14 protein-coding genes and 2 tRNA genes are annotated in these 13,594 nt (G+C 51.7%); 11 read left to right on the top strand and 5 right to left on the bottom strand.

Features of this window, described 5'->3' with window-relative positions; translation table 11 throughout:
- Positions 1–569, top strand: a 569-nt coding sequence (locus tag BUB27_RS10190) for a LamG domain-containing protein (protein WP_143183696.1), incomplete at its 5' end; no start/stop codon positions are given.
- A gap of 74 nt (positions 570–643) precedes the next feature.
- Here the strand turns inward: BUB27_RS10190 and BUB27_RS10185 are convergent.
- Complete coding sequence (locus tag BUB27_RS10185) at positions 644–1,201, bottom strand: phage tail protein (RefSeq protein ID WP_200797101.1); 558 nt, start codon at positions 1,199–1,201, stop codon at positions 644–646.
- 420 nt (positions 1,202–1,621) lie between these two features.
- Here BUB27_RS10185 and BUB27_RS10180 point away from each other — a divergent pair, with 420 nt between their 5' ends.
- From BUB27_RS10180 to BUB27_RS10165, 4 genes are read left to right on the top strand one after another with little or no spacing between them, the layout of a single operon-like run.
- Positions 1,622–3,160, top strand: coding sequence for a hypothetical protein (locus BUB27_RS10180; protein WP_143183694.1), 1,539 nt, complete (start codon positions 1,622–1,624; stop codon positions 3,158–3,160).
- The gene (locus BUB27_RS10175; RefSeq protein WP_143183693.1) at positions 3,153–3,842 is read left to right on the top strand and encodes a hypothetical protein; all 690 of its coding nucleotides are present in this window, start codon (positions 3,153–3,155) and stop codon (positions 3,840–3,842) included. Before BUB27_RS10180 ends, BUB27_RS10175 begins: the two co-directional genes overlap by 8 nt.
- A 14-nt stretch (positions 3,843–3,856) precedes the next feature.
- Positions 3,857–4,786, top strand: coding sequence for an MNIO family bufferin maturase (gene bufB / locus BUB27_RS10170; protein ID WP_143183692.1), 930 nt, complete (start codon positions 3,857–3,859; stop codon positions 4,784–4,786).
- Positions 4,779–5,408 (top strand): HvfC/BufC N-terminal domain-containing protein, encoded by a 630-nt coding sequence (locus tag BUB27_RS10165; protein ID WP_143183691.1) that lies wholly within the window; start codon positions 4,779–4,781, stop codon positions 5,406–5,408. Before bufB ends, BUB27_RS10165 begins: the two co-directional genes overlap by 8 nt.
- Before the next feature lie 9 nt (positions 5,409–5,417).
- Here BUB27_RS10165 and BUB27_RS10160 read toward each other — a convergent pair whose 3' ends face one another.
- From BUB27_RS10160 to BUB27_RS10145, 4 genes are all read right to left on the bottom strand, one after another.
- Positions 5,418–5,690: a DUF167 domain-containing protein gene (locus BUB27_RS10160; protein WP_143183690.1), complete on the bottom strand. Its 273-nt coding sequence runs from the start codon at positions 5,688–5,690 to the stop codon at positions 5,418–5,420.
- Positions 5,691–5,768: 78 nt separating this feature from the next.
- Complete coding sequence (locus tag BUB27_RS10155; protein WP_143183689.1) at positions 5,769–7,991, bottom strand: protein-disulfide reductase DsbD family protein; 2,223 nt, start codon at positions 7,989–7,991, stop codon at positions 5,769–5,771.
- A gap of 236 nt (positions 7,992–8,227) precedes the next feature.
- Entirely contained in the window at positions 8,228–8,488 is a 261-nt protein-coding gene (locus BUB27_RS10150) for a glycine zipper domain-containing protein (protein WP_143183688.1), read from the bottom strand.
- A gap of 233 nt (positions 8,489–8,721) precedes the next feature.
- Entirely contained in the window at positions 8,722–9,756 is a 1,035-nt protein-coding gene (locus BUB27_RS10145) for a quinone-dependent dihydroorotate dehydrogenase (protein WP_143183687.1), read from the bottom strand.
- 157 nt (positions 9,757–9,913) lie between these two features.
- Here BUB27_RS10145 and BUB27_RS10140 point away from each other — a divergent pair.
- The 6 genes from BUB27_RS10140 (at position 9,914) to BUB27_RS10115 (ending at position 13,591) form a co-directional block, all read left to right on the top strand.
- Positions 9,914–9,990 (top strand) — tRNA-Asp (locus tag BUB27_RS10140).
- A 29-nt stretch (positions 9,991–10,019) separates the two neighbouring features.
- A tRNA-Asp gene (locus BUB27_RS10135) sits at positions 10,020–10,096 on the top strand.
- A gap of 232 nt (positions 10,097–10,328) precedes the next feature.
- Positions 10,329–10,889: a MerC domain-containing protein gene (locus BUB27_RS10130; RefSeq protein WP_143183686.1), complete on the top strand. Its 561-nt coding sequence runs from the start codon at positions 10,329–10,331 to the stop codon at positions 10,887–10,889.
- Positions 10,890–10,961: 72 nt separating this feature from the next.
- Complete coding sequence (locus BUB27_RS10125) at positions 10,962–11,498, top strand: hypothetical protein (RefSeq protein ID WP_143183685.1); 537 nt, start codon at positions 10,962–10,964, stop codon at positions 11,496–11,498.
- On the top strand, positions 11,499–12,476 hold the full coding sequence (locus tag BUB27_RS10120; RefSeq protein ID WP_143183684.1) for a CobW family GTP-binding protein: 978 nt from the start codon (positions 11,499–11,501) through the stop codon (positions 12,474–12,476).
- A 110-nt stretch (positions 12,477–12,586) separates the two neighbouring features.
- Positions 12,587–13,591, top strand: coding sequence for a hypothetical protein (locus BUB27_RS10115; protein WP_143183683.1), 1,005 nt, complete (start codon positions 12,587–12,589; stop codon positions 13,589–13,591).
- The last annotated feature ends 3 nt before the right edge of the window (positions 13,592–13,594 follow it).

Raw genomic sequence — 13,594 nt, 5'->3', positions numbered from 1 at the left:
ACGACGGTCTCGTGCTTTGGTGGAACCTGGATGAGAGCGCAGGGGCGAGCACCGTTCTCGATGATACTGGCAACAAGATGTCTGGTGCCGTGAACGGAGCCACTCTGAATGGAAGTGAAGGGAGCTTCGATGGCTCAAATGATAGTATCGATCTTCCGCTCGCTTCCGGCCCGATGGGTGCCTTCAGTGTATCCCTCTGGGTGAAGAACGGAGCCACCGGCCAGAACCAGTACGCATCCGTGTTCTGCAACCGTCACCCAAGTGGAGGAGATAGCTTCCAGATCGATATGGGAGACGGCTTCCGCTACAACGGTGGCACGAAGGCCAGCTTTGGTGCTGCTCCAGTGGGAACCTGGGTTCATCTTGTAGTGGCGAGTGATGGTACTGATACCAAGCTCTATTACAATGGTACTTTGGCGGCTACGTTGACAGGCATATCCAACGGCGTATTTGAAGGATTTTATCTTGGTGTGAACCGCAACGGTAACAAGCACTTCAATGGATCGGTGAAGGATGTACGCCTCTATGATCGAGAGGTGGATATCAGCGAGTTCTATCCAGCACCATAAGTGGGATAAAATTTGGTAACTGGTTAAACCCGCCTCACTCTGTGTGGGGCGGGTTTTTCTTTTAAGTCTCAGAGTTAAGGTCTCTCTGGGTACTGACCACTGACACAGATGATGTAGTAGCAGGTGAGGTAGGGCATCATGTTGGTGTGTGACTGACTGCCTCCAGTTGAGCCATTGGTGACCTCGACACTAGCGCTGACTCCGCCGAGTTGGGCATCTGGAGTAGATGAGCTATACAATTCTTCGCTAGGAGAATTCGCTAAGATGTGACCAGAGACCTCTGTTGTGCTTCCGTCATCATCAGCTACTCCCACAGAGGCAGTGACTTTGGCGGTTGCCTGGTGAGTGTGTGAAGGGATCTGAGATTCATTCAGGTACACTTCTTCTACGCCACCCCCATTGCCTCGCAATCTGGGACTGAGTCCAGGGCCTGTGCCTGGATGGATGTTTGTTCTGCCTCTGAAGTCTGGGAGCCCTACGCTGTTTACTCCGTCACCACCATAGGTTGTGCCAATGATGGAGTAGAGGGAGGCGTATTGATTGATCGGTAAGTCCTGACCATTACAGAATTCCCAATTCCTTGGTGCAAAGTTGCCAGCGAACATTCTGATTTCTCCTATATATCCTTCCATGATTAGATTTAATTTGTGTGTTTATTGATTAGCTAACATGATAGCTGATAGTTTCGCTAACAAAGCACGTGCCGTGTGTCTATGACTTTGGTTTGAATTGACTCTATTATTTTGTAATATGACAATTTATACATCCGTTTAAAAATGGGTTGTATCTCTCTATCTGTGGTTCACAGAGAGTGTTGTGTTTTATTTGGGGGTGTTTCTAGGTGTCGTTTTATTCATGTTCTATTTCTTTCTTGTCCAAAGATTGTGTTAGATATAGTAGATCATGCTCGCATATTTGATCTGGTTTCTATGATGTTAGATCAATGATTCAAAGAGTCCCCATTGACTGAAACTGGTTATATGATCTGCCGTGTGAGCGAGCAGCAATAGACCATGGATTGGTATCAGGTGGGATGCATCAAATGACCTACTATGACTAAAAAACGAATAACCCTCGCGACCCTTGGTTGCGGAATGATTGGAGCAGGCGCTCTGACCTTGCTAGCCGACGATCAGTCGACTGAAGCGGTGCAAATGCCTACTTATCCAGCGTCCTGTGATACTAGCACATTGCCAAATGGTTATGTGTACCCGGATATTACTTCCACGATGCCTTACGACAGGCATTCCTTGGAGACAGGTACAAAGACAGATGCCAAAGTGGCTGATGACTGTGGCGTGTTTGAGACCCAAAAGCAGTTCGACCTGTTCTCCTGGGCGACATTTGTAGCGCTCAACTGGCCAGCGGATGATCAGGGGAATCCAAAAGGGGACAGCATATCAGCTCACCCAGATGCACCACGAGTCTGGGAGACTTATCTCTCGCCAACTCAGATTTTCAAAGCGGATGGATCTACTCCAGATGCTTGGGGAACTCCCGAGCATAAGCATGAGGATGGAAAACCGAAGCGCGTGCTCCTTGCAACTTCCAAGAAAACACACAGGCCTCACGTGCTGGATGAGGTGAATGAGGCTTTCTTCAACAACGAGACGCCATTGCCTCCAATTGTAGATTTGAATAAGGAGTATGTTCGCTACGAGATCCGTATCAACAAGGCTGAGTACGAGTACATTCTTAGCAACAAACTCTATAACCAGGAGGGACAAGCAAATTTCCTCAAGGTTGTTGGAAACCAAATTTCTTTCCCGAGTGGGCAGAGCGGAGCGACTCCTCAATTTGGAGCGATGGAGCTCAAGGTGGCCTGGAAAAAGCTCACCGATGATGAGGTGACGAGTAAGAAGTTCTATACCATCAAACCTGAGGTCTATCATCCTTATTCAAAGAAATACACACACGGCCATCACTACGGTCTGGTAGGCATGCACATCATGGTGCGTACCAAGGATGCCAGCGAGTGGGTATGGGCCACATTCGAGCACGTCGACAACGCGCCACGCGTGGATCTCCGCGGCAATGGCACCCGTAAGGTAGACTATGACCCAAGTAAGGAGTACAACTTCTGGTCTCAGGATAAAGGCAAAGCATCCATCGCAGGATTCAGTGACGCTAGCTACGCGGCCATGCTAAAAGCCCAGAAGACCAATGAAGCTGCTGGCAAGCCTGCCGCTGATTACTCCCAGGAAAAGGCTGACCGTATTCCGAGCCAGATCACTCAGGTTATCACTTCGAATAATGATGTGATCGATTCCACCTGGACGAACAGCCTCAATGCGGAAATGCAGAAGAAGCTGAAGGGGACAGTATGGGAAAATTACCGCCTAATCTCTACTCAGTGGCCTGTCGATTCCGGTACAGGTAGGGCAGGGAACCCAGCACCGATCAGTCTGGGGAACCCAGTCATGGAAACCTACATGCAGGTCAACGGTAGCTGCATGAACTGCCACGCAGGCGCAACATTTGGACCTCTGAATTCCGATGGTGTGCAGACCAACATGGCTAACTTCAGCTTCATGCTGCAGCGTGCACACAAGTCATCAACATCCACCACCAAGAACGACAGCAATGAATAACTCCAACAAAGACAATATCTCTGCCAGCCGTAGGGACTTCATCAAGACATTCAGTGTGGGAGCTGTGGGCATGAGCGTGCCTTCCATCCTTTCCGCAAAAGATGCAGAGACCACTCCTGTGGTAAAGGACCTGCATATTTGCATGGGGCTCAATACGCTGCCATTCACAGATAAAGACGGAACAGTCTATAAGCCGGGCGAGTGCCCCGGACCAAACATCGATGCACACTCCTGTGAAGGAGGAAACAGCTGCAAGGGTCTTGGTGCCTGTGGTACCGGCGACTTTGCCCGCCAGTATTGGGTAGCTGAGAACAACTGTGCGACTACTAGCCCGAGCTGGAATGGAACGGGGGGCTGTGGTGTGCCGGTCGGAAACGGAAATACCGGCTTCATCCAGGCCCAGCTGAACTCCGCGGCACCTACCAAGAATGCTGATGGAGTGATGTACCCGGCGGATTTCCTCGGTGAGCCTATCTGGAATATTGCTCGCTCCCGCTTCGAAACGAAGATGGCTGCGAATAAGAAGTCTTTCGGAGTGCCGAAAAATCTGCAATCTCCTCTGGTAGCGAACGCTTGGGATTCAACAAGTGGGAAAGCCTACCCACCAGCGGACAACAAGCTGCCGAACCCTTACCCAACTCCACAACCACCTAAGTTGCCAGCACCGCCGGCAGCAGGTTAGTGGGACTCTATACAATGACGAACCGATTTGATCTACCAGACCTAGGGCTAGGAGTGGGACTCCGCAGCCAGCATTTCCCGACGATTCTATCCGAATGGCCGGAGGTGGACTGGTTTGAGATTATCTCGGAGAACTTCATGGATAGCGAGGGCTATCCGGCTTACGTCATTGACCAGATTGCGGAGCGATACCCTGTGGTCATGCACGGGGTATCGCTCTCTATCGGGAGCACGGATCCTCTGAATCTGGACTACCTGAAAAAGCTCAAGCGCCTGGCTGAGCGGACCAATGCGCGCTGGGTATCTGACCACCTCTGCTGGACAGGCGTGGCCGGGCTGAATACACATGACCTCCTGCCATTCCCGCTAACTGAGCAATCGCTCAAGCACACCGTAGAGAAAGTGAAGCAGGTGCAGGAAATACTGGAGCGGCCGCTCATTCTGGAGAACCCCAGCACCTATCTGGAGTTTGAGGATTCCACGGTGGAGGATTGGATCTTCCTTAAAGAACTGGCGGAGCAGGCGGACTGTGGTGTTTTGTTAGATTTGAATAATATTTATGTGTGCGCGCGGAACCATGGGTGGGATCCGGTGAACTATATCCACACTATTCCTGGTGACCGCATTGTGCAGTTTCACCTGGCGGGGCATGAAGATCACGGCACGCACGTGATTGATACCCATAATAACAGCGTAGTGGATGAGGTTTGGGAGCTGTATCGCATTGCGCACAAGCACGCCGGATCTACCGCAACATTGCTAGAATGGGATGCTGATATTCCACCGTTTGACGAGCTGCTGGCGGAGGTGAACAAGGCGAAGCTGTACCGGGACGGGGAGCTGGAGCTAAGTGAGATTTCTACCAGCAAGCCAGTGGTTGAGAAGAAAGGCGCGGTATCTACGCCTCTGCACCGGGTACCCGTGGGAGAGGTGAGCCATGACTGATCTTCGCGAGTTGCAGCAATGGTTTGTGCAGGTGCTCCGCAGTCCGGTAGGGCAGGAGCAGTTGATCGAGCAGCGAGTGGTGGCGGGTGGCAATGGCATGAGCGCGATGGATCGCGTGGCGATCTATGGCAGTTCCTATTATGCCAGGCTTGTGCAGGTGATGGAAACGGAGTTTCCCGTGCTGCAGCAGACGCTTGGTGAGGAGCTCTTCAGCCAGTTTGCTTTGAGCTACATTTCCCACTATCCGCCGCAGGACTATACCTTGAACAAACTGGGCGAGTACTTTCCAGAGTTTCTCTATCGCTCCAAACCGCAAGAGGACGACCAGTGGTCCAGCTTCATTGTGGAACTGGCACATCTGGAGCGCCTGATCAATGAGGTCTATCATGGCGAGGGCCCTGAAAGAGGAGAGTATGTGCCATCCACAGAGATAGAGGCTATCCTGAGTGAGCCGTGGACGAAGACCATGCAATGTAGTTTTCAGCTACACCGCTATTACCTAGATGTTCGCAAGGCAATCTCCACAGGAGAAGACGTGAGCGAGGTGGGTCTGCCAGCTGCAACGCCGTGCCGGGTCGCCATCTTCCGCCGTGACTACAAGGTGAAGCTGCGCGCGTTTTAGAGGAAGAGCTTACTCTTTTTCAGGGAGTGCCGCGTTGGCTGGAATCTCGAAGGTTTTGATGCGGGAGGTTTGGCCTTTGGTGAGGGTGATGGAGGATTTGGAGATTCCGAGTGCTTTGGCGAGGTAGGTTGTTAGGGCCTTGTTGGCCTTGCCGTCGACTGGCGGAGATTGGATGCGTACGCGTAGGACATCGCCGGCCAGGTGATCGTGTTCCCAGCCGATGATCTTGTTTTTGGAGGCGTTTGGGGTAGCCTTCACGCGTAGTGTTTGGGTGCCGCTCATCGCTAAAGAGAATGGAAAAGAAAAAAGCCGAAGTCGAGAGCGACTCCGGCTTTGAAATGATAAGGTGCAGGTGAGGGCTTATTTCTCTAAGTCAGCCTCTTTTTGTTCAGCAGGTTTGATGTGCTGCTTGATGAAATCCTTCATGTAGCCTGCGGTGAGGATTTCTGAGGTAACGTGTGGTGTCTTGTCGCCAGGTACGTAGAGTACGTTGACCGGGATAGCAGAGCGTCCGAGATCATGAACAGCCTTGGTGGCTGTCGGGTGCTTCTTGGTCATGTCCGCTTTGAGAACGACGATGTTATTGTCGTAGAACATCTGTCTGACTTCGTCGGTGTAAGCGGTTGCCTTGTTACTCTGGCAGGTAAGGCACCATTTGGCGGTGAAGTCCACATAGACAGCTTTACCCTCGGCGAGATGTTTCTCCACGGCTTCGGGAGACCACTTCTGCCAGTCGAATTCGGCTACGGTATTTTCAGAGACTTCCGCTTCCTCTTTCGGTGGGAGAGCGAGAGCCAAGCCGCCTACAAAGAAGAGGGCGGTAAGGGCTTTAGCGATGATACGTACTTTCATTTTTCTAATGGGTGTATCCCAGCGGCCATAAATCCAGGCTGCTGCGGCGATGGTAGTGAGACCTAACATGACGTGCAAACCTTTCTGCCCAGCATGGGCATCTCCCACCTGACCCATGTAGACCCAGATGAGGTAACCAGCGGTGGCATAAAGCAGGAAGGCCATGCCTTGCTTGAAGGATTCCATCCAGGCGCCAGGGCGAGGGAGGCTGTTTACGAGAGCAGGGAAGAAGGACAGGATGATATATGGGAGAGCGAGGCCTACTCCCATGGTCAGGAGGGCAGCGAAGAAGAGTGGCCCTTCGTAGTTCCAGGCAGCTCCGATCGCTGGGCCGAGGAATGGCGCGGAGCAGGGAGTAGCTACGATCACGGCAAGGATGCCGGAGAAAAAGGAACCAGATACGCCTTCTTTCTGCGCCAGGTTACCACCGATACTCGTCGCTTTGGCTCCAATTTCGAAGACGCCAGACATGCTGAGGCCGAGTAAGAGCATGATGATCAGGACTATGAAGACCACGAGCGGATTCTGCAACTGGGCTCCCAGGGTTGTTTCACCTTTGATCGGGTAGAGGAAGGCCGCGAGTGCGAGGAATGAGAGGAGCACGCCTACGGTGAACGCAACACCATGAAGTTTGATCTTCGACTTGTCCTCACCTGCCTGCTGGACAAAGCCCATGATCTTTAGACCAATGACCGGAAAGACGCAGGGCATGAGGTTGAGTATGAGGCCTCCTAGGAAAAGGAAGGCGAAGGTGACGGCCACGCCGAGTGGCTTCTCTTTATCAGAGTCTGCGGCAGCCTCGGCATCTGTACCACTGGGAGCTAATTCTTCCTCTGCGCCTATTTTGACATCGATCCAGAAGGCGTGGTTACTGGAGCCTTCGACTTTGGACGGCGTGTATAGAATGCCTCGGAGGTGATCTTTCTTTTCAGGAGCTTCACTGAAGTCGTTGCCTGTATTGCGCTGGCCTGTGAAGGTGGAATTCGTGTCGGTGACTTTCAGTTCGCGAGGCTTCTGAGCATCGATTTGCTTGTCGTACTCGTAGAAGAACGCGTCCTCGGGAAGCTTGCTGCTGATGCTGAGGGTGATGATGCCGTCTTTTTCATCGGCGGAGAGGTTCCAGGAAGCTGGGAGGGTCTTCGTGGGGACCTTCTTGGTCATGTAGCCGGAAAGTTCCTTGGCGTAGTCGGGGTTGGCTTCTGCGTTTTCGGTGACTGGTAGCTTCACGCTAAAGGTGCTGTCTTCCTGGAGACACTGCTCCTTACAGATCTGCCAGGAGGCTTCCGCTTTAAATTCCAGTTCGGTGCCTGACTTGAGATCCTTTGGTGCGGTGATTTCGGTAATGAAGTAGTTGGTGCCTTCATAACCGTAGGAGTTCATGCCCAGGAAAAGAAACTCCTTGGGGGCGGGGAAAATGATGTCTGAGGCCACAAAGCCTTCCGGCAAAGTCCAGGCGATCGCAGGAATCTGGGAAATGCCGATACCGTCATTCTTGTAGTAGGAATGCCAGTGATCGGGGTGGGTGAATTTGAGGGCAAAGCGGATGGTCTGGCCGGGAGCGATGCTCTTGCTGTCGACCAGCAGTTCGGATTTGGTTTGTGGGTTGGCTTCGCCAGCGTCGGCTCCGAATTGATCTGGGGAGGCAAAGGGATCGCCTGGCTGGGCAAACTGACCAAAGAGAGATACCTGGATGGTCAGGAAGGCTACAATAGCTGTGATGAATGATTTCATAGTGCGTGCTTGGATTGCAGGATGTCTGGAGTAAATGATGAGCGAACTTATAAGCTAAACCTGTTCAGAAAAGTCATAAATCGCCGATTTGTACCTATAAACGTCGGCAGACGGCTTATTATTCCGCTTATTTTGTAAAGTCCTCTTTACAATTCAAAGGAACACAAAAAAGGCACCGCGTGAAGCAGTGCCTTTGGAAAATAGAAATGTTTTGATCAGCTCACGCTGAGCAGCGACTAGCGGTAGTAGTTCTGCTGCTTGTCTTTGGTGCTGCCTACAGCTGCACCACCTGCACCACCGAGAGCGGCACCTACTGCTGCGCCTTCGAGTGAGCGGCCGGACTGGTTACCGATTACGGCACCAGCGATACCACCGATGAGAGCACCTGTAGTAGCGTCACGCTGAGTGTTAGTAGCACCAGGACCGTAAGGGTTCTGGCAGCTGGAGAAAGAGAGAGCCGTAGCGGCTGCGGCGATAGCGATGAATGTTTTTTTCATGATAATTGTTGGTTCTTTTGTGATCCGAACGGCTAGCAGGCTAACAAACGATTGCCGTGATCCGCAAGGCGAATCCTGTTCAACTCTGTTCTTTGTCAGGCTCTTGCCCGCCGTCGAAATAGTAGACGTATGAAAGTAGCGTATTATTCAACAATATCAGCGAAAAATTTAGCATTTCATGGTGTTTGCTACGTATTCATCTGATTGTGAATGTTCTGTAAACATGAAAAAATTTACATTTTCTTCATTTTTTCGAGGATCTCGCGGATCAGTGGTGGTCCGTGGTAGATAAATCCGGTGTAGAGCTGGACGAGTTTGGCACCTGCCTTAAGCTTTTCTACTGCATCATCCGCACACATGATCCCGCCGACACCGATGATCGGGATGCGATCACCCAGGTGGGAATGGAAGGCGCTGATGACCTCCGTGGAGCGCTGGGTGACAGGCTTGCCGGAGAGGCCGCCGGCCTGCGTAGCGAAGGGCTTGCCCTGCACCGCTTCACGGGAAATGGTGGTATTGGTGGCAATCAGACCATCCAGACCGCAATCCAAGAAGACCTTGGAGAGCTCGGCGATCTGCTCGTCACCCATATCCGGGGCCACTTTGAGCGCGATAGGCATGTGAATGCCAGTTTCCTCGGTGAGGCGCGCCTGCTCCTGTTTGAGGGCGTCGATGAGGCGTGCGGTGTCTGCAGCCGCCTGCAGGTCGCGCAGACCTGGGGTGTTTGGCGAGGAGATATTAACGGCTACATAGTCTGCCACACCCCAGCAGCCACGGAGAGCGTAGAGGTAGTCATCGATGGCGTTCTCATTCGGAGTGACCTTGTTTTTGCCGATGTTGAAGCCGACGATGCCATTGAAAGTCTTGGCGGAACGGACGTTTTTGACGCCTTGTTCGATCCCGCAGTTATTAAAGCCCATCCTGTTGATGATTGCTTCTTCCTCAATAATGCGGAAGAGGCGGGGCTTGTCATTGCCGGGTTGAGGGCGGGGAGTGATGGTGCCGATCTCTACAAAACCGAAGCCGAGGCGGCCGAGGGCATCGATGGTGTTGCCCTCTTTATCGAGGCCAGCTGCTAGGCCCACAGGGTTGGGGAAGGTGAGGCCCATGCACTCCACGGGCTGGGTATCGGGCAGCTTTCCTGCCAAAAGCTTCAGAATACCAAGGGATTCTGAAGTGCGGAGGAGATCAAGGGAAACGTGGTGAGCCTGCTCAGCGTCGAGTTTGAAGAGCAGATTGCGAGCGAAGTTGTATTGCCAGCGGGTCATTGCGGCGCAGTCTTGAGTGTCGTTTCACAACTTGCAAGGCCTAAGCGTGCTACGCAGCGAAGTAAAAATAAGCTAAGAAAAGTTGAAAAAAGGTCTTGCACGGATGGGGGAAATAGGTAGTTTCCTGCCCGCCGCAAGGCACACGCAAAACGGAAGTGGAGCGGTAGCTCAATTGGTTAGAGCACCGGCCTGTCACGCCGGAGGTTGCGGGTTCGATTCCCGTCCGCTTCGCCACTTCTACTTTGCAACATAACACCGAGAGTGGAGCGGTAGCTCAATTGGTTAGAGCACCGGCCTGTCACGCCGGAGGTTGCGGGTTCGATTCCCGTCCGCTTCGCCACTCAAGATTTCAACTTAGCCCGCTAATGTAGCGGGCTTTTTTTGTGTCTAGGTGTTTACGTTAATGACTGAATATGAGTGTGGTGCGTGGCTTGTCCAGATTTAGGAAAGCAACATCGGTAATTTTTTCCATCAAAATTAATGCAACTTACTTGCATTAGTGAGGGGTGGTGCTACAAGAGGCCATCTCCCTGAGGAACTGGTCAACTTAGATATGGCTGGCTGAAAAATGAATGCTCAGGGCGGTAAACTTTGTGAAGATTATGAATGTAGTTGCCTCCGCATCTAAAGAAATGAAAGCAGCCCAGTACGATCGCATTGGTATCGCTGCATCCATTTTGTGTGCAATCCATTGTGCTGCCACACCTGTTTTGTTATTACTATTGCCGACCTTTGGGGAGATGTGGGCGCATCCTGCTACACACTGGGGCATGGCAATTGTTGTGGTGCCGCTGGCTGTGTACATGATGGTGAAGGGCTATAGACAGCACAGCAAGAAGTGGGGCTTGACGGTTGGTAGTCTGGGAGTGCTATTCATTCTTGCAGGAGCTGCTTTACCTTACATGGAGGCTGAGCCAGCGGCTGCTCCTGCACAAGTAGCGGAGAATTCATGTGCTAGCTGTGATTCTTGCTGTCCATCGATACAAACAAACGAGGCGGGTGAGCAGACTTTGAATATTCCGCCAGCAAGTATTGTGACCACTTTGGGGGGTATCTGTTTGATTGCAGTGCATGCGGGCAACCTCTGTTTGTGCTCTGTCTGTAGGAAAAAGCGCACACCAGCTGTGGCGTAACAATCTTGAGAAATGATGAGTGGGGTAGAGAATAGGAGGTCTGTTCGAGAAGGGAGTCCACGGCTAAATCTCTTGCTGAAGGATTGTGCGAAGGGCTTCTATCAGCAGATGTTTTTTCTGGGGAAAGATGTCATTTACCCTGGGGGCAATTACTTGCAAAAGTTCGGCTTTGAAAAGTCGCCCTCAAAAGGGCTGAAGGGAACCAGCTGTTACACGGCTGATTGGGGCGGGGGAATCGTGGAGCTGTATGGTGCTTGTGCCGGATATTATGGCGACGGCTCCAAGGTGGTCTTTCTGAGGGAGAGATGCCGCTTCTACCACTGGCTCCCGCCGGAGAGACTGGTGGCTGGCATGTGGACGACAGATGACGTGCAGGCTAGCTCTGCGAATGTCATGTTCGATGCTGTTTGGCCCTTGCTCAACTGGTGGCTGGAGTATGAGGAGTGGATCGAGCAGCAACTGGGTGCCGACCATCGAAAGCGTTGCTACGCCGCTTGGAAGAAACTGAAGAGTGCCAAGCCGTGGCTGGAGCCGGAAAAGGTGACCGGGTGGCTCCAGCATTTCCTGGATGAAAGCTCCCGTGCAGTAAGGCCAAAGCATTATTGTTAGATGATTTTACCTAGGATACCTGAATTCAAGGCCTGCCAGCCTGTCGTATTCCTAACAGGGTTTTTAGGTGTGGGGAAGACCACCCTGTTACGGCACCTGCTTACCGTCTTAAAAGAATCTGGCACTCGCTCAGATGTGATCCTTAATGATTACGCTGATGCGAGCATTGACTGCGCCACGCTGGAGGATCTAGCTGATAATCTTGAGCCGCTGGGGGCTGCGTGTGCCTGCTGCGAGGGGATGGACTATCTGCTGGAACTCTCAGACAAGGCAAAGGAGTCTGATGCCAGTATCTTGTTCGTCGAGCTGAATGGGACGGCGGATCCCGTTCCTGTGCTGGAGGCGTTTACCCTGTTAGAAGGCAAGCTGAACCTGCATCCGAGATGGCAGGTGTGCGTGATTGATGTGCGGAAATTCGGCGGGCACAGGGCTTATGAGGACATCGAGCGCATGCAGCTGCAGACGGCCAGCCATATCTACCTGACTCATGTGGACGAGGTAGATTCGGTGGCAGAAGTCCTAAAAAAGGTGCGTAAGGTGAACCCCTCGGCACCTGTAGTGCTGCGGGATGAACTAGTAGCTCAGGTAAAGCAACTCATTGAGAAAAGTGGGCCACGTATGATGAACAGTGATGCTCCAGCGGCCGATTCAGCCAAGCTGCTGGCCCATGAGGACGAAAAGCATCACCTGACGCATGAATTCACTTCCTGTCACATCCTGCTGCCCAAGGAAGCGGAGGAGAGTGCTATCCTGCGATGGTTGGGCGACCTGCCGGAGGGAGTGATCAGGGCCAAGGCTCTGATGCGCGTGCGAGGTCAGGATGATTGCCGCTACCTGTACGAGCGCATTGGCGGCGAAATTCCACCCAAACCCTACCGCGTGAACTTCAATAGTTCTGTCGCCAACTCCGTTATCCTGATCGGCCCCGACCTGAACCCCGATCATCTGCTCCAGATCACTGAGAAATACTTGAGGTAGAGGTTGTGAGGTGTACTCAGAGTCCCGACATAGCCGGTTTCTCTAGCAGGTGTATTCGCCAGGATTTCAGGCTTGGCGGTGAATCATGAAATGACATAGATTGCCTGCCTATGAAGAAGCTTTTTGGAGTGTGTCTATTCCTGCTTGGCTCAATATCGACCTTTGGAGAGGAGCTGGCGATAAGGGGTATCAATGACGTGGTAGCTGAAATCATTGAAGGTGGGGAGCTGGTGTATATGAGACACAGAAAATTGGATGGCGTTGTCGTCAGATATAAGTGGAAGAATTATACTAATGACGAGGAAAGGATTGCGGCAGTTAGTAAGCTGGCTGGTGAGCATGGTTTAGAAACCTATCTAAAAGGGAGGATCTGTTATATCCTGAGCCAGGATCAAATGAGACAGCTCCCATTCCATAAGATTTATATGCGTTTTCATGGAAAGAGGGGCATGACTGTGGAGAAATTTCAGGAGGAAATCAGAGCTGCATTTAAGGATGACCGTTCCAGTGTGAAGTATGATTCAGATACTGGCCTGGTTGAGCTTTATCATCGGGATGATACTACGGATTCGGTGGGCGCAATTCTGGAGAGGTATCTGAAGGTCCGAGAATTTAAGTCAGAGACAGAGTTGTTCAATGGGACTCAGCTCAACAGCCGTCTTTTTATGGAGGACATACGCGTCAGTGACATGTCTCTGAATAAAGTGTTATCCCTGTTGGCTGAGAAATCTGGAGTAAAGTATGAGCCGCGTGACTCATTTGAAGGTGCTAATTATGAGTTAACTGGGGTGATCCAAGCAGGTAAAGATCCGTTAAGAATGATGGATGATGTAGCTTTCCAGTTTGGGTTGACTTTATTTGTCAGAGATAATGTATGTCACTTCTTCACCGTGGAAGAGCTGAATGAGATGAAGCATCTTAAACGCGAATGGAAATTGACTGTTATGAATGATGAAGACATTCGAAAAGTGATTGAGAAGCTAAACTCTGAGGTGCTTACCACGATAGACGGAAAAGCTGAATATAGGGACAGTGGGATTATTTCTCTCTCGGGGCGCAAGGAGCAGCTGGAAAAGGCGGTGCAAGTGTTGCTTGAAGCAGACAATTTCAAGTAGTTG

This window comes from Rubritalea squalenifaciens DSM 18772, assembly GCF_900141815.1.
GTDB lineage: Bacteria > Verrucomicrobiota > Verrucomicrobiia > Verrucomicrobiales > Akkermansiaceae > Rubritalea > Rubritalea squalenifaciens.
Note: the sequence above shows the minus strand (reverse complement) of the source record. Positions and strands in the feature narration are given on the sequence as shown.